The 20,915-nt window shown below is 43.3% G+C and carries 19 protein-coding genes; 10 read left to right on the top strand and 9 right to left on the bottom strand.

Going from position 1 to position 20,915, the window contains the following annotated elements:
- Positions 1–6 precede the first annotated feature (6 nt).
- From rsmG to rpmH, 8 genes are all read right to left on the bottom strand, one after another.
- Positions 7–717, bottom strand: a complete 711-nt coding sequence (gene rsmG, locus RBH76_08875) for a 16S rRNA (guanine(527)-N(7))-methyltransferase RsmG (GenBank protein WMJ82851.1) — start codon at positions 715–717, stop codon at positions 7–9.
- Positions 701–2,605, bottom strand: a complete 1,905-nt coding sequence (mnmG, locus tag RBH76_08880) for a tRNA uridine-5-carboxymethylaminomethyl(34) synthesis enzyme MnmG (protein ID WMJ82852.1) — start codon at positions 2,603–2,605, stop codon at positions 701–703. Before mnmG ends, rsmG begins: the two co-directional genes overlap by 17 nt.
- A 58-nt stretch (positions 2,606–2,663) precedes the next feature.
- Complete coding sequence (mnmE, locus tag RBH76_08885) at positions 2,664–4,016, bottom strand: tRNA uridine-5-carboxymethylaminomethyl(34) synthesis GTPase MnmE (GenBank protein WMJ82853.1); 1,353 nt, start codon at positions 4,014–4,016, stop codon at positions 2,664–2,666.
- A gap of 62 nt (positions 4,017–4,078) precedes the next feature.
- Complete coding sequence (jag, locus tag RBH76_08890) at positions 4,079–5,014, bottom strand: RNA-binding cell elongation regulator Jag/EloR (protein ID WMJ82854.1); 936 nt, start codon at positions 5,012–5,014, stop codon at positions 4,079–4,081.
- Positions 5,015–5,028: 14 nt separating this feature from the next.
- The gene (locus RBH76_08895; GenBank protein ID WMJ82855.1) at positions 5,029–6,123 is read right to left on the bottom strand and encodes a YidC/Oxa1 family membrane protein insertase; all 1,095 of its coding nucleotides are present in this window, start codon (positions 6,121–6,123) and stop codon (positions 5,029–5,031) included.
- Positions 6,124–6,182: 59 nt separating this feature from the next.
- Positions 6,183–6,461, bottom strand: a complete 279-nt coding sequence (gene yidD / locus RBH76_08900) for a membrane protein insertion efficiency factor YidD (GenBank protein WMJ82856.1) — start codon at positions 6,459–6,461, stop codon at positions 6,183–6,185.
- Complete coding sequence (gene rnpA, locus RBH76_08905; protein ID WMJ82857.1) at positions 6,442–6,816, bottom strand: ribonuclease P protein component; 375 nt, start codon at positions 6,814–6,816, stop codon at positions 6,442–6,444. The genes yidD and rnpA overlap by 20 nt, the downstream gene beginning before the upstream one ends.
- 66 nt (positions 6,817–6,882) lie before the next feature.
- Positions 6,883–7,017 carry a 50S ribosomal protein L34 gene (rpmH, locus tag RBH76_08910; protein ID WMJ82858.1) on the bottom strand — a complete coding sequence of 45 codons (135 nt, stop codon included), beginning with the start codon at positions 7,015–7,017 and terminating at the stop codon, positions 6,883–6,885.
- A 319-nt stretch (positions 7,018–7,336) separates the two neighbouring features.
- Between rpmH and dnaA the strand changes: the two genes are divergently transcribed.
- The 8 genes from dnaA (at position 7,337) to RBH76_08950 (ending at position 18,607) form a co-directional block, all read left to right on the top strand.
- Positions 7,337–8,677 carry a chromosomal replication initiator protein DnaA gene (gene dnaA / locus RBH76_08915; GenBank protein WMJ82859.1) on the top strand — a complete coding sequence of 447 codons (1,341 nt, stop codon included), beginning with the start codon at positions 7,337–7,339 and terminating at the stop codon, positions 8,675–8,677.
- 270 nt (positions 8,678–8,947) lie between these two features.
- Complete coding sequence (gene dnaN / locus RBH76_08920; protein WMJ82860.1) at positions 8,948–10,057, top strand: DNA polymerase III subunit beta; 1,110 nt, start codon at positions 8,948–8,950, stop codon at positions 10,055–10,057.
- A gap of 13 nt (positions 10,058–10,070) precedes the next feature.
- Positions 10,071–10,304: an RNA-binding S4 domain-containing protein gene (locus RBH76_08925; GenBank protein WMJ82861.1), complete on the top strand. Its 234-nt coding sequence runs from the start codon at positions 10,071–10,073 to the stop codon at positions 10,302–10,304.
- The gene (gene recF, locus RBH76_08930; protein ID WMJ82862.1) at positions 10,279–11,361 is read left to right on the top strand and encodes a DNA replication/repair protein RecF; all 1,083 of its coding nucleotides are present in this window, start codon (positions 10,279–10,281) and stop codon (positions 11,359–11,361) included. Before RBH76_08925 ends, recF begins: the two co-directional genes overlap by 26 nt.
- A gap of 10 nt (positions 11,362–11,371) precedes the next feature.
- Positions 11,372–11,632 (top strand): DUF370 domain-containing protein, encoded by a 261-nt coding sequence (locus RBH76_08935; protein WMJ82863.1) that lies wholly within the window; start codon positions 11,372–11,374, stop codon positions 11,630–11,632.
- Between the two features lie 47 nt (positions 11,633–11,679).
- The gene (gyrB, locus tag RBH76_08940) at positions 11,680–13,608 is read left to right on the top strand and encodes a DNA topoisomerase (ATP-hydrolyzing) subunit B (GenBank protein WMJ82864.1); all 1,929 of its coding nucleotides are present in this window, start codon (positions 11,680–11,682) and stop codon (positions 13,606–13,608) included.
- An 81-nt stretch (positions 13,609–13,689) separates the two neighbouring features.
- Positions 13,690–16,218, top strand: a complete 2,529-nt coding sequence (gene gyrA / locus RBH76_08945; protein ID WMJ82865.1) for a DNA gyrase subunit A — start codon at positions 13,690–13,692, stop codon at positions 16,216–16,218.
- Between the two features lie 883 nt (positions 16,219–17,101).
- Positions 17,102–18,607, top strand: coding sequence for a hypothetical protein (locus RBH76_08950; protein WMJ82866.1), 1,506 nt, complete (start codon positions 17,102–17,104; stop codon positions 18,605–18,607).
- Positions 18,608–18,709: 102 nt separating this feature from the next.
- Here the strand turns inward: RBH76_08950 and RBH76_08955 are convergent, their stop codons facing one another.
- The gene (locus tag RBH76_08955; protein WMJ82867.1) at positions 18,710–19,438 is read right to left on the bottom strand and encodes an IclR family transcriptional regulator; all 729 of its coding nucleotides are present in this window, start codon (positions 19,436–19,438) and stop codon (positions 18,710–18,712) included.
- 161 nt (positions 19,439–19,599) lie between these two features.
- On the opposite strand from RBH76_08955, the gene RBH76_08960 reads away from it, so the two are divergent.
- Together RBH76_08960 and RBH76_08965 are read left to right on the top strand one after the other, a co-directional pair.
- Positions 19,600–20,364 carry a TSUP family transporter gene (locus RBH76_08960; GenBank protein ID WMJ82868.1) on the top strand — a complete coding sequence of 255 codons (765 nt, stop codon included), beginning with the start codon at positions 19,600–19,602 and terminating at the stop codon, positions 20,362–20,364.
- A gap of 10 nt (positions 20,365–20,374) precedes the next feature.
- A complete protein-coding gene (locus tag RBH76_08965; protein WMJ82869.1) occupies positions 20,375–20,842 on the top strand; it encodes a PaaI family thioesterase in 468 nt (155 codons plus the stop codon).
- Positions 20,843–20,915: the final 73 nt, after the last annotated feature.

Consider the following 20,915-nt stretch of genomic DNA (forward strand, 5'->3'; position numbering starts at 1 on the left):
CTTTGCTTATAATGGTTTTTCGTTGAGTTTTATACGCTGACGCGGATATTTTTTCGGGGTTGGCTTCTCTTTTTTTATTACAATCAGCGTTCTTTCTCCTTGATTTTCCAGCGCATATTCCTGAACGGAGACAATATTTCCCCCCAGCAATCCGATAGCCTTTTTTGCTGCTTCAATCTCCGCTCCACAATCCGGTCCTTTTAACGCCAGCATTTTCCCTCCAACTTTTAAAAGCGGCAGGCAATATTCACAGAGTACCGCCAGTTGTGCCACCGCGCGTGAGGTAGCATAATCAAATTGCCCTCGCAGCTTTTCGTCGGCCCCGGCTATCTCGGCACGGGCATGAATAAATGTATTCTCTTGCCCGAGCAAAGTCGATAGTTGTTTTAAAAACATCAACCTTTTATTTAGACTGTCAAGCAATGTCAGCCTAATATCCGGACGCATAATCTTTATCGGCACACCTGGAAATCCCGCCCCTGTCCCTACATCAATCAGCGAGGCCCCTTGTGTAAACTCAGTAAGCGCTAGGGGAAAAATGCTGTCAGCAAAATGCTTAATTGCGATTTCAGCCGGATCGGTGATAGCGGTAAGATTCACTTTTTCGTTATATTCCAATAAAAATTTACCATAAGTATTGAAAAAATTGCATTGTTGCGTATCCAACGCCAACCCGAAGGAAGCCGCACAGGCAGAAAGTTTATCTGTCGGAATCATTTTTTTCCTCTCCCTTTCTCCGACGCCGAGAAAGCTCCAGCATCAGCACTGAAATGTCCGCAGGGGAGACCCCTGAGATATTCATGGCCGCACCCAAGCTTTCTGGTGCAACCTTTTTAAGCTTTTCGCGCGCCTCGATACGCAAACCCTTTATTTCGTAAAAGTCAATACCGCTAAGATCTATGCCCCGCAGACGCTGCATTTCGGCGGCCTGGGCCCGCTGCTTTTGAATATAGCCTGCATATTTGATCTCAATTTCAACCTGATCTGTCACAGCACGGGGAAGCTGCGGCCGCTTTTGATCAAACGGCTCGAGCATGGCGTAGGTAATCTGCGGTCGACGCAGCAAATCCCCCATCTTAACACCACTGACGAGCCGTGCCGTACCTTGTAATTCCAGCAATCGGTTTAGCTCCTCAGTGGGGGAGAGTGTTGTATTCTGCAAACGGGCAATTTCATCTCGCCGCTGCTGCTCACGCAGCAAAAACTGCTGCCAGCGTGCGTCGCTGATTAGCCCAATCTCCCGACCCTTGGGCGTCAAACGAGCTTCGGCATTATCCTGCCGCAACAAAAGGCGATACTCCGAGCGAGAGGTCATCATGCGGTAAGGCTCAGTAACACCTTTGGTTGTCAAATCATCTATTAAGGTACCAATGTAACTTTCATCACGTGCCATAACAAAGGGGTTCAATCCGTCCAGTGACCGTACGGCGTTTATACCTGCGACAAGCCCCTGGGCCGCGGCTTCTTCATAGCCGGAGGTACCGTTAAACTGTCCCGCCCCGAAAAGGTTTTCAACCTTTTTACACATCAGAGAAGGGGAGAGCGCCAGCGGATCAATACAATCGTATTCTATCGCATAGGCGGGACGCATAACCTTAACCTGCTCCAGCCCCGTAATCGAGTGGTAAAATGCGAGCTGCACCTCAAAGGGAAGTGAACTACTCACGCCTTGCAGATACATCTCCTCGGTATCTTCTCCCATTGGCTCGACAAAAAGTTGATGCCGTAGTTTATCAGAAAATCGTACCACTTTGTCCTCTATTGAGGGACAATATCGTGGGCCAACACCTTCAATTACTCCCGCAAACATGGGAGAACGGTGCAAATTGGCGCGGATAATCTCGTGGGTATTGGAATTGGTGTAACCGATATGACACACCATTTTATTGGTAAGCGTACCCTCGTCGGTATCGACCGAAAACGGTATAATCTCTTCGTCACCGGGCTGAACCTCCAGCTTCGAGAAATCGATGGAGTTGCGGTTGACACGTGCGGGCGTACCGGTTTTAAACCGTCGCATAGGCAACCCTAACTCACACAAACAAGTCCCGAGCGCATTGGCGGGGTGGCATCCGTCTGGGCCAGACTCCTGAGAAAATTCGCCGATGAAAATTTTTCCTTTTAGATAAGTTCCGGTGGCAATAATCACCGCCCGCACCGGATAAATTGCGCCAAGCATGGTCACCACCGCTGAAACAGCACCATTTTCTGTTTCAATTTTTACAACCTCTGCCTGAATCAGGTCAAGATTTGGCGTACTTTCCACAACCTGTTTCATCACCTGATGGTAACGCAATCGGTCACTTTGCACACGCAGCGAATGCACGGCTGGCCCTTTTCCGCGGTTGAGCATACGGCTTTGTAACATCGTCTTATCCGCTATACGGCCCATCTCACCACCAAGTGCATCAATTTCGCGTACAATATGACCCTTGGCGGTTCCGCCAATTGATGGATTGCAGGGCATGTTGGCGACGGCATCAAGAGATATTGTAAATAACGCCGTCTTTTTACCGAGACGAGCAGCCGCCAAGGCCGCTTCACAACCAGCATGTCCCGCCCCAATAACGGCAATATCATAGCTTTGCGCAATAAATTCGGTCATCCGAAAATTCCCCCAAGTAGAAGTTTAAACAAAAATAAATAGTTTTCAACATGTTTCACTATTTCCCAACACAGAACTTTGTGAAGACTTGTTCTATAACAGATTGTGACGCAGTGCGCCCCGTCAGCTCAGCAAGAGGCGCAATCGCTTCCTCAATCATAATTCCCACCACATCAAGTGTCACACCCGAATCAAGATGAAAAATGGCTTCAGAAAGCGCTTTTTCAGAACGCAGAACGCAGTCAAATTGACGCTGAGAAGCGATAAGACAGCTGTCCTGCGTAAGGGTTATGCCCAATGCTTTCTTAATAGATTTTTTTAAATTTTCTATACCTTCGCCAGTCAGAGCAGAAATCTTAACATCCGCATCCGCCAAATGTTGAAAACTGTCGTTTTCTAGGTCTGTTTTATTTAAAACGACGAGATTTGGTCGTAATTTTACCTGTTCTAACAGCGTTCTATCTTGATTTGTGACCGTTTTTGATTGATCTAAAAGATATAAAACCAAGTCACTTGTTTCGATGGCATCCATAGCGCGCTTTATGCCAATACGCTCGATTTCGTCGCCGGTTTCACGAATTCCCGCTGTGTCCAAAAGGTGAATAGTGATACCGTCCAATTCAGCGGGTGCTTCGATAATATCCCGCGTAGTACCAGCGATGTCGGTGACAATAGCGCGATCGCTCCCACTTAAATAATTAATCAAAGTTGATTTTCCAACATTAGGACTACCGGCAATTGCTACTTTTATTCCTTTTTGTATAAGTCTCCCGGTATTATACTGACATGCAAGCTCTTTCAACTGTGCTAGTACCGCTTCAAAGGTTTCGCGTAGTTCTTCGCGGGTGATGGCAGGCGCGTCCTCTTCCTCGGGGTAATCACTCCAAACTGCAAGCTGTGCTGCTGCAAAGCTAAGTTTATCACATAAAGATTGCACACGTTTACCCAGTTCGCCGGTTCTACGCTGTTGCGCTGCATTAGTGGCAAGTTCGCTTTCAGCTTCAATTAATTCGGCTACTGCCTCAGCTTGGGATAAATCTAATTTCCCGTTTTCAAAAGCTCTTTTAGTAAATTCTCCAGCACCCGCAGGTGCAGCCCCTGCGGCAATACAAGCTGATACTAGTCTAGCGGCAATCAGCGGGTTACCATGGCAGGAAAGCTCAACCATATTTTCTCCGGTATAACTTTTTGGTGCGCGGTACACAAGAGCCACCACTTCGTCAACCAGTCCACTGTCGGAAAACACCTCGCCATAAGCGGCATGATATCCCGGCAGGTTATTTAGGCTTTCGGCATAAAAAGGACGAAAAATTTTATCGGCAATTGTTATGGCATCAACGCCAGAAAGACGCACAACCGCAATAGCACTGTGTGCGGGGGGAGTACTCAGAGCAACAATGGTTCGATTCATGACTTTTTCTCCAAAGATTCTTTAAAAGGGGATGTTGCGCTGCAACATCCCCTTTTTCTATTTTACAGGTCAATCTTGCCGTAAAGAGGTTTATTGGCTGCTTCTGCCGGAGCAACCTCGCGCTTGCTGCTCTCTTTATAGGGCGCTGGCTTTTCACGGCGCGGTCCTCGGCTACGATTGCCGTCCCGGTTATCACGATTCCCGCCGCGGTTACCACGAAAACTGCCATCCCGGCGTCCATCAGACGCACCTCCGGTATGAGATCCGCGGTTTGATTTACCTCTGGACCGGTTTTCATACCGGTCACCCGATTGTTGTTGAGGGCGCGGATTTGTGCTGGAAATAATAACACAGCGATTAGGCTCTTCACCAATAGAACTGGATGTAACGCCTTCAATCTCCGAAATAGTAGCATGAATAATCCGGCGCTCATAAGGGTTCATCGGCTCTAATGTGGTATTTCGCCCTGTTTTGATCACCGCAGCTGCCAGCTTTTTTGCCAACTGCTCAAGTGTGTTGCGACGTCTTTCGCGATAGTTGCCCGAATCAATGACCACACGCAGATAATCACCTTCAACGCGGTTAGCTGCTAACCCGGTCAAATACTGAATAGCATCAAGCGTTTCTCCGCGACGGCCAATCGCCACACCGGAAACATCGCCATTAATTTTAAGAGTAACATTATTTTCTTCCTGCGAAGTGGTAACAGTAATTTGGTCTAGGCCCATTGCTTTGACAATGTCGAGAACATACTGTTGGGCAACCTCGATTTTGCCATCAAGATTAGGCGTTTCTAGCACGATCTCGGGTGTTTCTACATCCGGTTCCTCTTTAAAAACCCTCACCTTGGCAGGCGTTTGGCTAAAACCCAAAAAACCCTTATGTGGCATATCAATAATTTCAAAATCGATTTCATCCCGGCCCAAGCCCAATTGCTCACAGCCAGCGTCAATCGCGGCATCCACGGTTCTGCCAGTAGCAATAATTTCTTTGATCACGTTACTTCACTCCTTTACTTCACGTCTTCGTCGGTTACCTCTACAAACTCTTCACCGTAGCGTTCAGCGTCACGCTTTCTTGCGGCAGCTAACTTGCGGCGCGTAATCTCTTTTTGGGATAGACTTCCTTCGTTTGGATTTTTGATGTTTTCTTCTTTAGCTTTTTTCTTCTGATCAATACGCTCCTGACGCTCACGCTCACGCAACTCGGCTTCAGCAGCCTTTGCTTTTTCAATTTCTTCCGCCGGATTCATAATTTTGTTCAAAATGATGCTCTGAACCGTCGACAGCATATTCGATATAAGCCAGTAGATACCCACACCGGCCGGAACGACAAATGAAATCCAGACGCTCATCATCGGCATCATAAACAACATGCTGTTGGTCATGCCGGCCATCTGACCGTCGGTGCTAGAAGCGGTGGACTGCTTGGTCACCATGCTCATCATCAGCGAAGTCACACCAGAAAGAATCGGAATCAATAAAAGGACAATATAAAGGCCGATCGGTTTATCTCCGGGTGTAAGAGAAGGCTGCTCACCCAAAAACAGACCAAAAAGCGAAAAATCAAAATTAGAAAGCTTATCGGTAACATCTGCACCAAGGCCTTCTACAAAAGGCGTGGGATTAATCTTAACCGCATTTAATACGCTTATTTCCTTAGAATAATTACTCACCCCGCCGGCACCCAATACACTAGTGGCAATTTCAATTGCCTTGCTGATCGTCTCGCTGGGAAGTCTGAGCATATGTTTAATGGGGCTGTAGATGACATCCAGCATACCGAAAAGAATCGGAAACTGAATGAACATCGGTAAACAGGAAGACATGGGGGAGAAGCCCTCTTCGTTGTACAGCTTTTGGAGCTCTTCAGAATACTTTTGCTTGTTGTTGCCGTAGGCCTTTTGAAGCGCCTTCATCTTTGGCTGCATTCTGGCGTTAGAGATCATACCCTTTTGCTGCTTGATTCCAAGCGGAATCATTATAATCTTGACGAGTACCGAAAACAGGATAAGTGTGATGCCATAATTGTGTGTGAGTTGGTTGATGTAGTACATGATAAACCCGAGAACCCAGCCCACCGGCGCAAACAAATTTACAATGCTCATTTAGTTTCCTCCAATATCATCTTTAAAAAGACGCACCGAATAAGGCGATAAGAGGGGGTTTAGCGGCGCTTGTCCTTTTTATTCTTTTTGCAATAAACAAGATATTCTCTGCGGAAGGTAAAATGCTCCGGTACGGGATCATATCCACCCTTTGCAAAGGGATTACAGCGCAAAATGCGCCAAACCGAAATTAACCCGCCCCTTATCGCGCCAAAGCGATCGATCGCCTCTAAGGCATAGCTGGAGCAGGTTGGAATATAAATACAGCGCGGCTGCGTATAGCGCGATATACCTTCTCTATAAAGATAAATCAATGCTTTAATTATGCGCTTCATCATTTGAAATTAAATAAGGAGATAGATGTTTTTTCATGACTTTATAGACCTCCTGCATGGTGCAGTTGGTGGTTCTGGCCCGGGCAACAAATACAATATCATAGCCATTGTCTTGAGAAAAACGAGGCAGAAGGAGGCGGTACGCCTCCCTAATTATTCTACGTGCCCGGTTGCGGTCATGCGCTTTACCGATCTTTTTACTCGTAGTGATACCAATGCGGTTAAAACCTAAACGGTTTTTGGCCACATAGGTTACTAAAGAGGCGCCAACTGCACCCTTTTTTCGGTAAAGCCTTCTGAAATCATGGTTCTGGTTTAACGAGACTGTCTTTTGCAACTCCAGAATACCCTTTCGCATGCCTTCGTCTCTCGAACGAAAAACAGAAATAAAGGTCACACAGACAAACGGTGTGACCTTAACACATTAGTACGTGAGCCTTGCTCTGCCCTTTGCACGACGGCGGGCGAGTACCTTGCGACCGTTTCTCGTTTTCATTCTCTTACGAAAACCATGTTCTTTCTTACGCTGAAGCTTCTTCGGCTGATAGGTTCTTACCACAGAAAACCCCTCCTTTCAGGGAAACCTTGCAGTTAACTAGTATAGACTAAAAAGCCCTGTAAAGTCAAGAACCTTTTTATTAAAAACATTGTATTTATCAGCATTTTTCAGGAATATGTCCGCTTAAATATATTGACATCTTTCTTTTGAAAAATTTAATTCCTTTTTTACGCAATTTTGTTCTTTTTGAAGCTAATTTCTTTTCCTATTCCTATTATATATATTATCCTGTATCACGGTTGAAAGATTGACTTTTTTATGCTATTATAAACTAGAATATTTGTATGCGGCCGAATGGCCGTTTTTTGGAGGTTAGTTCATGGATTCTACCATGGAAATGTTTGAGCTGATTAAGGATTATTGCCGTCAGCAAATGCCGGCAGGGCCTTATTCGCTCTGGATTAAAGACATTGTTTGTGAAAAATTTGATCATACCGGTGCTGTTTTAGCTGTTCCTACCGATTTTCGCAAGCAAATTATAGAGGCAAAGTACTTTGAGTTTTTATCTACTGCTTTTAAAGAAGTATTGGGCTTTTCAGTAGATTTAACAATTGTCAGCGAAGAAGATACTAAAACCGAAGCGCCTAAACTTGAACCGACACCCGCCAAAAAAGAATCGCTGGATATGAATTTTTCTTCTGTCGGCGAATATGATTACACTTTTTCAACCTTTATTGTCGGCGCTTCAAATAAATTTGCTCATGCGGCCAGTTTGGCAGTGGCCACCAATCCGGCCTCATCGTATAACCCGTTGTTTATCTACGGCGGTTCAGGACTTGGTAAAACGCATTTGCTCAATGCAATCTGTGCCGAAATTTCACAAAGCCAACCTGATTTCAAAATAATATATGTCAAAGGCGAAGATTTTACCAACGAGCTAATTACCGCAATCAAAACAGAGCGAACAAAATATTTTCATGATAAATACCGGCAGGCGGATGTTCTGTTGGTGGACGATATTCAATTTATAAGTGGTAAAGAAATGACGCAGGAAGAATTCTTCCACACCTTTAACACGCTTTATGAAGCCAACAAACAAATTGTCTTAACCTCCGACCGGCCACCCAAAGAAATAAAAACGTTAGAGGACAGGCTTCGTACCCGTTTTGAATCGGGCCTTATTGCTGACGTTCAACCTCCAGACTATGAGACCAGAGTTGCCATTTTGCGCAGAAAAGCCGAGCTTTTAGATATCAGCTTGCCGGATGACGTCACAGAATATATCGCCAACCGGTTAAAAACCAATATTCGTCAGCTTGAAGGCACTGTCAAAAAAATTAAAGCTTTTAAGCTTTTAGCCAACAGCCCGCCCTCCATTTCAATCGCTCAAAACGCAATACGCGATATTTTAAATGATAGTCAGCCCATTTCAGTAACGGTTGACCGCATTATCAATGAGGTCTCTCGTTCATTTGAAGTGTCGGTTCAGAATATTCGCTCCATGGACAGAACTGCTCCGGTTTCTGCAGCGAGACAAGCTGCAATGTATATTATCCGAGAGGTTGCACATCTTTCAATGTCCGCCATTGGCGAAGAATTTTCAGGACGTGACCATTCAACGGTTGTTTATACCATTAATCAAACTAAGAAACTTATGAAGAATAATCCGCACTTTAAAAACACCATTGAGGACATCATTAAAAATGTTCGCGATAGCTGATTCAACTTTTTTTAAGTGTTTAAATGTTTATAAATTCGACTAATTTTTAAAGTTCTTCTTAACATTTAACCACATGCTTCTAACGGTTTTAAACATGCCATTTTAAGGCAGTGTTATTTTTATTTTTTTTCAAAAGATCTTTCAAGAGTTTTTTTCATCGATTTTCTCCTGTCTGATCGTTGTTTTTGAATGTTTTAACATAATTAACGGCCCCTACTGCTACTACTAGATATTATTTTCTTTCTGTCTTTTTTAGAAAAGGAGATCATTATGAGAATTAAATGTGAAAAAACGATTCTTTGCGATGCCGCATCGGTTGTCAGCAGAGCGGTATCGTCTCGCTCGCCACTGCCAACTCTTGAAGGAATTCTAATTAGAACTGCGGATAATGCCATTGAGCTATTTGGCTACGATCTTGATATTGGCATCTCCACTAAAATTGACGCCCAAATTGAGGCCGCGGGGGAGATTGTACTTCCAGCCAAAGTTCTGCTTGACATTGTCAAAAAGTTACCCGGTGAATTTGTAACCATAACAGTTGGAGAAAAATGTCTGACCGAGATTAAAAGCGGGTTTTCAGAATTTACAATTTTGGGTATGCCAGCTGATGAATTCCCAGAATTTCCGTCGATTGGCGAGGTCACCGATTTTAGTGTGACCGAAGATGTTTTAAAATCTATGATTGATCAGACTATATTTGCTATTAGTCAGTCCGATGCAAAGCCGATTCATACCGGTTCTTTATTTGAAATTAAGAGCGGTTCATTTTCAGTCGTATCAATAGACGGTTACCGGCTGGCACTGAGAAATGAAAAAGTTTCTTTTGATAGTGATATTAGTTTTGTCATACCTGGGCGGGCATTAAACGAAGTTTCTAGAATATTGAGCGAAAGTTCAGACGAGCTTGTGGGTATGCAAATTTCCAAAAAGCATATTGTTTTTCATATCGGTGACTTTCAGGTGTTTTCGCGTCTGTTAGAAGGCGATTTCCTTGATTATAATGCTGCTATACCAAAAACGAGCAGCACAACGGTTAAAATTAATACGAGAGAATTTATTGAGGCCGTTGAACGTGTTAGTCTTTTAATTTCTGACCGGATCAAAAGTCCACTGCGTATTAAATTTGTAGAGGATGAAATTATTTTAAATTGTTCGACTGCGCTAGGGCGCGCAGTCGATACAGTTGCAGCTTCAATTGAGGGTGGTACACTCGAAATGGGTTTTAATAACCGCTATTTACTCGATGCATTACGTGCGGCGCAATGTGACGAGGTTTGCTTAGAAATATCTGGGCCACTCTCACCAATGAAAGTAGTTCCAATTAATTCAACCGCATTTGTTTTTCTTGTGCTTCCGGTTCGCTTAAAATCTGAAATGTAAAGGGCTATAAAATATGAAAAAAATTACTATTAACACAGAATTTATCAAGCTTGATGCACTGTTAAAGTTTGCAGGTGAAGCGATGACTGGCGGCGAAGCAAAAGAAATAATTCAGGCGGGGCTTGTATCGGTTAACGGCGAAATTTGCACCATGCGGGGTAAAAAAATACGCCAAGGTGATATCGTTTCTGTGAATGGCAACGAACTGGAGGTCGTGTTGGGTGAAGGTAACCCGCCTCTCTATTAACCGCTTTAGAAATTTATCCGATATTTCTTTAGAGCCTTCGGCCGGTGTTAATGTAATTTATGGAGAAAATGGACAGGGAAAAACAAATCTTCTTGAAGCAATCTGGCTTTTTACTGGAGCTAGAAGCTTCAGAGGTGCATCTCCCTCCGATTTTATTCCATTTGGGAGCTCCAGAAGTGTGTTTTCAATGGCTTATAGCGATTTGAATAGGGAAAATCTGACAAACATAACACTGGGTGATAAAAAAGAGGTGTTACAAAATGGCGTTGGATTAGATTCCTTATCAGCTCTTTCTGGTAGTTTTTGTTCGGTTGTTTTTTCTCCGGCGCATCTCAATTTGATAAAAGGAGGCCCTTCTGAGCGGAGAAAAACGCTTGATTCTGTAATAGGGCAGATAAAGCCGCGTTATATCGCGGTCTGCCAAGATTATCAAAAGCAGTTATTTCAGCGCAATACGCTTTTGAAGGATATTCCTTTTGCATCGTCTCTTTTGGATACGTTAGATATTTGGGATCAAAGTCTGGCTAAAACAGGTGCTCTGATAACAAAAACACGCAAAAGTTTTTTAGAAAGGCTTAAGCCTTTTTCAGACGATTTTTATAATGGCATTTCTTCCGGACGAGAGTCACTTTCTTTGTCTTATTCTTCGACAATTGACATTGACGGTGCCATCTCGGAAGAGACGATGCTGTTGCTTTTAAAAAAGAACCGTGCAGAGGATATCCGAATCGGATCAACTTCAGTCGGCCCACATCGTGATGACCTATTGATCGATATAAATGCTATGTCGGCTAAAAGTTTTGGATCACAGGGACAGCAGCGCAGCGCTGTTTTAGCGTTAAAGCTGGGCGAATGTGCACTCATAGAGCAGGTAACTGGCCAAAAGCCGGTTGTGCTTTTAGACGATGTCATGAGTGAACTTGACGATCTGCGCCGGGATTTTTTGCTACATCGCTTGCTTGAGCGACAAATATTTATTACTTGTTGTGATCCCAAGCAGGTTATAGACGTAGCTGCCGCTTTTAAAATTGAGGCTGGTAGACTTGTAGCACAGTAAAGGAGCGCTTATGTATTTGCATTTAGGGCAAGAAACGGTGGTCAGGCTTGAAGATATTATTGGTATTTTTGATATAGAAACCTCCTCTGTTGGCAAAGAGACACGATGGTTTTTATCCCGTGCTGAGAAAAACATGATGGTGACGAATGTTTCAAACGATTTGCCAAAGAGCTTTGTTATATGCAATGACAATGGTGCCACCCGTGTTTATATTTCTCAGATATCGACGGCGACTTTAAAAAGACGAACCGGATTTGTAGAAAGCCTTTAAATAAGGGATAAGTCAGCAGCTTAGGCTAGAATAAGGAGCGAATATTTGTGAGCAATACTCAACAGCAGAACAATTATGACGAAAATCAGATTCAGGTGCTTGAAGGGCTTGAAGCGGTACGAAAACGACCCGGTATGTATATCGGATCCACTGGACCGCGTGGACTTCATCACTTGGTGTACGAAATAGTCGATAACTCAATCGACGAAGCGCTCGCAGGATTTTGCACCGATATCGAGGTGGATATTCTGCCTGATGATGTTATCCGCGTTACCGATAATGGGCGCGGTATTCCGGTTGGTATTCAGCCAAAAATGGGAATTCCAGCTGTTACCGTTGTCTTTACGGTTTTACATGCTGGCGGTAAATTTGGTGGTGGTGGCTATAAGGTTTCTGGTGGTTTGCATGGTGTCGGTTCGTCAGTTGTCAATGCATTGTCCGAATGGCTGGAGGTTGAAGTTTGTGATGGTAAACACCACTATCGTCAACGTTTTGAGCGCGGGCGTATTGTAACCGATTTAGAAATTATTAGTGAAACTGAAAAAACAGGAACTATTGTTACATTTAAGGCGGATCCAAAAATCTTTGAAGAGCTTGCCTATGATAAAGAAGTTCTTTTGACCAGGTTGCGTGAACAGGCATTTTTAAATGCCGGCATTCGCATAGTGTTACGGGATAAGCGTGGTGAAGAACCCTATGTAGCCGATCTTTGTTACGAGGGTGGAATATGCAGTTTTGTAGAATATATTCATGTTAAACGTGCGCTTGAGCCGCTGCACTCCGAAGTGATTTACGTCACCGGACGGGATGGTGACTCGATTGCTGAAGTTGCTATGCAGTATAATGACAGTTATAATGAGCTGATTTTATCTTTTGCTAATAATATCCATACTGGAGAAGGAGGCACCCATGAAATCGGTTTTAAATCGGGTCTAACCCGTGTTATGAACGATTTTGCGCGTCGTTATAATCTTCTCAAGGAGACGGATAAAAACTTAACTGGTGAGGATGTTCGTGAAGGCCTGACCGCTATCATCTCAGTCAAGTTGACTGACGCACAATTTGAAGGACAGACCAAAGCTAAGCTGGGCAACACGGTTGTACGCTCATTGGTGGATTCAATCATCTCCGAAAAACTTACCCAATATTTTGAAGAAAATCCGACTATTTGTCGAACAATTTTAGAAAAAGCACTCGGGGCTGCCCGTGCCAGAGAAGCAGCGCGAAAGGCCAGAGAACTTACGCGAAGAAAATCGGCGCTTGAAACAGCATCGCTGCCGGGCAAATTGGCGGATTGCTCCGAGAAGGGAACGGACCGCACCGAAATATACATCGTCGAGGGTGACTCGGCGGGTGGCTCTGCAAAATCCGGTCGAGACCGTCGTTTTCAGGCAATCCTACCGCTGTGGGGCAAGATGCTAAACGTAGAAAAGGTTCGTGAAGAAAAGGTTTACGGCAATGATAAGCTTACGCCGATTATTACAGCACTTGGCTGCGGAATTCGTGATGAGTTTGATATTACAAAACTGCGTTATGACAAAGTAATCATAATGGCCGACGCTGATGTTGACGGTTCTCATATCAGAACACTGCTTTTAACCTTTTTCTTTCGCTATATGCGCCCGCTTATCGAAACTGGGCATATTTATCTGGCACAGCCTCCGTTATATAAAGTCAGCCGCGGCAAGCAGGTACGGTACGCTTATTCAGACAATGAGTTGGATAAGGAAATAAAGGAACTGGCGCCAAATGGTGAAAAAGTTGATATTCAGCGTTATAAAGGTCTCGGTGAGATGAATCCTGATCAGCTTTGGGAGACGACGATGGATCCAATGCGCAGAACCATTCTCAAGGTAGAGATGGAAGATGCTGTCACCGCAGATGCAATTTTTTCGGTGTTGATGGGTGACAAGGTACAGCCACGACGTGAATTTATCGAACAGAACGCACAGTATGTCAAAAATCTTGATATATAATTTATTGTTTCACGTGAAACAATTCTGGTTTAAGCTTTTAGGCGTTTATAGTCCGCCTGCTGAAATGAAAGGTGAATATTGATGGACGAAATCATACATGGCAGATTGATACCGGTCGATATTGAAAGTGAGATGAAAAAGAGTTATCTCGATTATTCAATGTCGGTCATCGTCGGGCGAGCGCTGCCTGATGTACGCGACGGCCTAAAACCGGTTCATCGCCGTATTCTCTATACACTGTTTGAAAACGGTATATATTCCGACAAGCCCTACCGCAAATGTGCTGATACTGTTGGTTCGGTTCTGGGTCGTTATCATCCACATGGTGACGGTAGCGTTTATGATGCAATGGTACGTTTGGCTCAGGATTTTTCAATGCGTTATCCGCTAATTGACGGTCATGGAAATTTTGGTTCGATTGACGGTGACCCTGCAGCGGCCTACCGTTATACAGAGTCACGTATGAGCAAAGTTTCGATGTCAATGCTCACTGATATTGATAAAGAAACAGTGGACTTTACTCCAAACTTTGATGATCGTTTAAAGGAACCAAGCGTTCTGCCGTCTCGTTTTCCAAATCTTCTGGTGAACGGATCAACTGGCATTGCTGTTGGTATGGCGACCAATATTCCTCCACATAACATGGGTGAGGTTATTGAGGCTGTTTGCGCTTTGATTGATAATCCAGAGTCGACACTAGAAGAATTAATGCAGCTCATACCGGGGCCTGATTTTCCGACAGGTGGCACTATAATGGGGCGCAGTGGCATCCGCGCAGCTTATGGTACTGGGCGGGGCAGGATAATAATGCGCGCAAAAACCCATGTTGAAGAGATGCAAAATGGGCGTGAGCGTATTGTTGTCACTGAAATCCCTTATGGTGTCAATAAAGCACGACTAATCGAAGCTATTGCTGATTTGGTTAAGGATAAGCGCGTTGAGCAAATTTCTGATCTTCGCGACGAGTCTGATCGCGATGGTATGCGTATTGTAATAGAGCTAAAGCGAGACGCCAATAGCGCACTTGTACTTAACCAGCTCTATTCCTATAGCCAAATGCAAGAGACTTTTGGTGTTATTATGTTGGCGCTCGTTGGCGGCGTTCCCAAGGTTATGGCATTAAAAGAAATTTTACAGCATTATATCGAATTTCAAAAAGAAATTGTTGTGCGTAGGACGCGCTATGACCTGCGTAAGGCGGAAGAACGCGCACACATTCTCGATGGTCTAAAACGCGCAATCGATATCGTTGATGAAATTATTGCAGTTATTCGTGCTACCAAGGGCTCTCAGGCTGAAGCTAAAGCCGCTGTTATGGAGCATTTTGGCTTTGATGAACCGCAGGCAGCAGCAATTGTAGCTTTTAGACTTGGTCAGTTAGCAGGGCTTGAAATTGAAAAAATAATTAATGAGTTGGGAGAGCTTCAAACCAAAATTGCAGAATGGCAAGCTGTTTTGGCTGATGAACAAAAAGTTCTTGATATTGTTAAGCAAGAAGTTATGGCAATAGGTGCTAAGTATAGCGATATTCGCCGTACCGATATTCAAGCCGTTTCGGGTGAAGTGGATATTGAAGATCTTATTCCGGAGGAAGAGTGTGTCATTACGCTCACCTATTACGGCTATATTAAGCGTCAGCCTACTGATACCTATAAGACGCAACGACGTGGTGGTCGTGGCGTCACTGGTATGACTCGGCGAGAAGAGGATTTTGCTACTGAACTGTTTATTTGTTCAACGCATGATTATATTATGTTCTTTACAAGTCGGGGAAGGGTATACCGCTTAAAGGGATACGAAATAAATGAAAGCTCAAGAACTGGCAAGGGTACAAACATTGTGAATCTTCTCCCTCTTGAGCAAGGCGAAAAAGTGACGTCTACCATCAAAGTAAGTTCGGTTGAGACTGATAAGTATCTTTGTATGGTTACTAAAAATGGTGTTATCAAGCGCACAGCACTTTCAGCTTTTAAGAATATTCGAAAAGTTGGCCTGATTGCCATTAATTTAGATGAAAATGACGAACTGGCATGGGTGCGTATGACGGATGGAGAAGATGACCTAATTATAGCAACCCGCAATGGTCGTGCTATTCGCTTTACCGAGACAGAGGCACGCGGTATGGGCCGAAGTGCTCGTGGTGTTCGCGCTATTTCACTAGGTGATGGGGATAGTGTCGTAGGTATGGCGCGAGTGCGCGATAATAGTACGCTTCTAACAGTCTCTGAAAATGGTTCGGGTAGAAGAACGCTCATTTCTGAATATCCGCTTCGCTCCCGTGGTGGTAAGGGCGTCATAAACTACTATACAAGTAAAAACGGCCCTGTTGCTGGAATCCGATCCATAGATGAAACTGATGATATTTTCCTCATTTCCGACGATGGCATTATTATACGTATTGGTGCTGCTGAAATTACCATGCAGTCACGCTATGGCGGCGGAGTACGTGTTATGCGCTTGGCTGAGGGTAGTAAATTAGTTACGCTGGCTCGAGCTCCCTCTGAGGAAGAAAATGATGAGGAAGATAACGATGATCAGGCAGAGGAAATGGAAGAAAACACTGAAGAAGTATTAGAATCCGTAACCGAAGAAATATCTTCTGAAGAATAAATCAATAACATTAGTCACTATCAGTATGTCAAGAGACACTAAATAACAATGGACAACTTTTAAGATTTATCACATTACTTGACGTGATGATTGATAAAGCAGTTGTGCCAGCCTATAAATTTCTACAAAATGAGCCGTCGGACAATTTCCGGCGGCTCAGAGTATTATAAAGCAAATTTTCAAAGTATTACAGCGATAAAAAGCTTGAAGGGGAAGGAGGTGGTGTAAAGGCTATACTAGTTTCTTCTTAAGTATTATAGCGCTGAGCCGGACTCTTATAAATTCAAATGCAGAAATTTTACTGAATCGTGTAATCGTAGGCTAAAGATCAATAGTTTATTTCAAAGTGTAGCTTAAAGGAATATATCAAGCAAGATTTAGAAGATTATCTACACTGCCAGAATTTCTTATAATAATTGTTTCACGTGAAACAATCATTTAAAATAAAACGGCGAATGCTCTTTAACTAATTTGTACTAAATTTAAAACCCTCTAAGAATAACAGATTACTTGTTTTAAAACACTACAAAGCATCAATGGAAACTTATCGACAGTGTATTCAGTTTATCAATATATATAAAACAAAAGACTATTAAAATAATAAAAATTATGTTCGAGTAGAAAAAAAACAAAAAAAAATAAATTGAAAAGGTAAAATATACTCTTACCAGCGATTTTTCGGCTCAAAAATAAATTATATATTGGCCCCTAGCATAGAATTCTGCTTTAAGCTTGTCAGCTTAGATATATTGAATCCCGTGCCTTATTCTGTGTTAATTATACTTTCGAGTGTGATTGTTATACGATATGAACATAAAATAGATTTTTTTTGGAAAATGTAGTATGCTTAGCAAAGAAACTTAGATAGACAAGAGGAAAGAACATGTTTAACAAGGTATTAACAGTTATTTTAATACTGTCCTGCATGCTTCTACCTGCCTGCTCAGGCAGAAGCAGATCTGAAAGTAGTGATTCATCTGTATATATTGCCTCAAGCGAAGCGCAATTGCCAGAAAGCAACTTACTAAATACAATTCTTTTCGCAGAGCTAACTGATGTTCAAGGATTTTCCTACAATGGCAATGCGGCTTATTACTTTGGCGGGGAACACGGGCTTTGGTCAAAAGGTGGGTATAGCGCTATTGAGTTTTCTTGTCCTAATAATTACCGGAAAGAAAAGCGATATCTAAATCAGGAATACGCGATAGTTAGACAATTTGCTGAGTCATTGAGCCGTTTTCCCATCGTCGATGATTTCGTCAAAGATATGACTGAGAATACTGTGCTTCCGGAAAGCGATTATATTAGCTTTGGTCTTACACTGTGTGACTATAAAAATCCAGATATCACTATTTTTGAGACCGGTGATATTTATCTGACGCAAAATAGTAGCAGTCCGCCATCTGCCAGGCACTATAAAGCAGCTGATAAAAAAGCTTATAGCAAACTTAAAAACGAAATAGTAAATATCCGCGCTACGTTAGATGCGCTTCCGCTGGATTATCAAATCGAGATGGGTGTTTTTACCAACTTATTCAAACCGGAATCTACAGCACTTCGCCTAACATTTGAAAACATCGGGAAGATACAGATTTTGTATTCCAGAGAGTTTATAGTAGAAAAAAAGGAAAACGGCATATGGCACCAGCTCTCAGAAAAAGAGCCAACAATGGCAACAGCCGAGATGCAGGCTATTGAACCGCGCAGCACAGGCAATTATACTGTTGATTTGACAAATCTGGAGGGCGGACAAGAACCTGGCCAATACCGTGTTAGCAATAAGTTTTACGCTGGGGAGGAGGAGGTAACGCTCACGACAACATATGAGATACGTGCAGATGCAATAGAAATAAGTTTACCCTATAAGCCACAAATGACACCTGAAAATCAGTCATATTATGACAAATATTTAAGTGCATGGGGTTTTTACCGTCCATTTGAAATAAATTACGATGAGGAAACGTTCGCGCAGGATTTTCAGCCTTATCTACTTTACTATTCCAGTGCGGCTCAGGAGGGGAGACGGGATGAAAACGATAAGTTTGGGGTGGATATTCCTGCTCAAATAGTAGAAAAGACGATAATACGTCATTTTCTGGTGACAATTGAGCAGTATCGCGCCAGCCTGCCAAAATCTCGTAACTCCATGGAATATTACGATTCTGAAAAAGGCATCTATCACTTTGAGGGTGGTTATGGCGGCGTAGGCTTCGACGGGGTTGTAACCGAAGCAAAAAAGGAAGGGAATTTGTTGATGCTATCCTGCGATTGGTATGATGTAACAGATTGCTTTCAATACAGCCACACAGTTACAATACAACTTGGGCAGCAGCCGGACGAATTTTACTATATTAAAAATATAGTAACAGAAAAGACTAAAGCAGAATAGAAAACATGTAAAGTGATTAAAGTAAAAAGACCGCGGGATATAAATGTATATCCCGCGGTTACTCAATAATTTTAGAAGTTCAATAAATATTTTGTGGGCTTATCAATATCCCATTTCCGAAGAAATACGTAAAGAAAACTCTTTAGCTTTAAGTGCCATCTCGCTCATCTGTTCAATGTCGATTCTCGCAGCAGGGCCTGAGATGTTAAGTGCTGCTACAACCTTATGGTGCGAATCAAAAATGGGGGCAGCCACTGAGACCACGCCTTCTTCGCGCTCGCTGCGACTAGTAGAATAGCCCAGCGTGCGAATTTCGGCTAATCTCTCGTTGGTAGTGTAAGGGTCAGCCAACAACAGTTCGTCGATTATTGCCTGTGGCTGATAAGCCAATAGCAGCCTACCAGAAGCACCGCGGGTCAATGGCAGTCGATCACCAATATTTAAAATACGCTTTAAGGGATGGGTGCTTTCAATGCGTTCAATACATACGCGGTGGCTGTTATTCGGCACATAAAGACCCACGCTTTCATTATAAATTTCGCGCAGCTGAATCATATAGGGAACAGCAATGCGCCGAAAATCCATGTGAGAGTAACATAGCGTGCCCAAGCGTGCAATGCTCGGGCCCAGATAATAACGCTGGGTTTCATCATCACGATAAAGATAATTATATTTCTCAAGCGTCGCAAGAATACGAGAAGTGGTACTTGGCGGAAGATCTATCTCCCTTGCTATTTCGACAAGAGATAAGCTTAGCTTTTCCTTGGTAAAACAATTAAGCATTCTAAGTGCGCGTTCAATGACCTTTACGCTGGCGTCCGCACTGGCCATAATTCATTTCCCTCCAGTGTAAAATTGATTTTCACGTATAATGATTGTAACATCTTTACGCACACCGGTCAAGCAGTGGGGCATAAATTGAGTTGACAAAAGAACCTGCGTGGGGTAAAGTAATACTGTTTTATATTGTTATAATAAAAGAGGAAATTTGTATGCCATTAACGATTGAGACCTACTCCATCCTGCTTCCATTGGTGTTTTTTGCAGGATTTGTTGATGCAGTGGCAGGTGGCGGCGGGTTGATTAGCCTGCCTGCTTATCTTTTTGCGGGTTTGCCGGTTCATGTTGCCTATGGAACCAACAAGATGGCAGCGTCATTTGGTACTGCAATTGCAGTGAGACAATTTGCCAAAAACGGGAGTATTCGGTTGAGGCCAGCGTTGATCTCAGCGGTTGGCGCCATCATAGGTGGTTGGTTTGGCGCACATTTGGTAATGATGTTGTCTGCTGAGACGGTACAGATCATGATGATGATCTGTTTACCGATTGTTGCAGTCTTTATGCTAACCCGAAAGCAGTTAGGCAGCGATGAAAACCATTTTCTTGAACCTAAAAAAGAAAATATAATCTGTGCTGTCATCGGGATTGTGATAGGCATGTACGATGGGCTTTTTGGCCCAGGAACGGGAACATTTTTGCTGATGAGTTTTACAACATTTTTAGGATACTCAATGGTAACTGCAACCGCAAACGCAAAGGTGGTCAATCTCGCTTCAAATGTCGGCGCGCTGATTACCTATATGATAGGCGGTAAAGTACTGTATGCCATCGGTATTCCATGCATTATAAGTGCGGCACTGGGGAATTTTATAGGGTCAAGGATGGCCATCAAAAAGGGAAGCCGGTTTATCCGCCCCGTTATGACCTTTGTTGTTGCAGGACTGTTTGTTAAGATTTTATTGGATTTTTTTAAGTAAGGAGAACACTATGAAATCACCCGAGACCCTTTTAATGGAGCGGAGGGCCAACTGGTATCTCGATTTTGTCAAAAATGGCGAGGAGGACTGCATCAACCGTCGCCTATCCTACGAGATTCTCGAATGCAGCTATGAAACGCAGGAACTCACGTTGAGCTTTGAGACAACTGACTGGATGATGAATCCAGGTGGTGTGGTTCACGGTGGTATGATATGTACCATGTTCGACATCACGATGGGTATTACGTCGTTGGCACTCAGCGGGACATTTACGCCGACAGTAAATCTTTCTGTGAGCTATTTAAGTCCGGCACCTCTCCACGATCATCTTATAATAACGGCGCGTGCCACACGAGTTGGCAAGACCTTTGTACAGCTTACAGCTGAAGCAACCTCTGAAAATACGCGTACTCTTTGTGCGACAGCGACAGCAATTTTTTATTGCGCTGGCCAAGAGAAACTGATATTTAATGATTAATTTAACCCCTCATATTATATTTTAAGAAATATAAGAACCCGGGAATGCAAAGCCAAATGCATTCCCGGGTTTT

This window comes from Oscillospiraceae bacterium MB24-C1 (genome assembly GCA_030913685.1).
GTDB lineage: Bacteria > Bacillota > Clostridia > Oscillospirales > Ruminococcaceae > Yanshouia.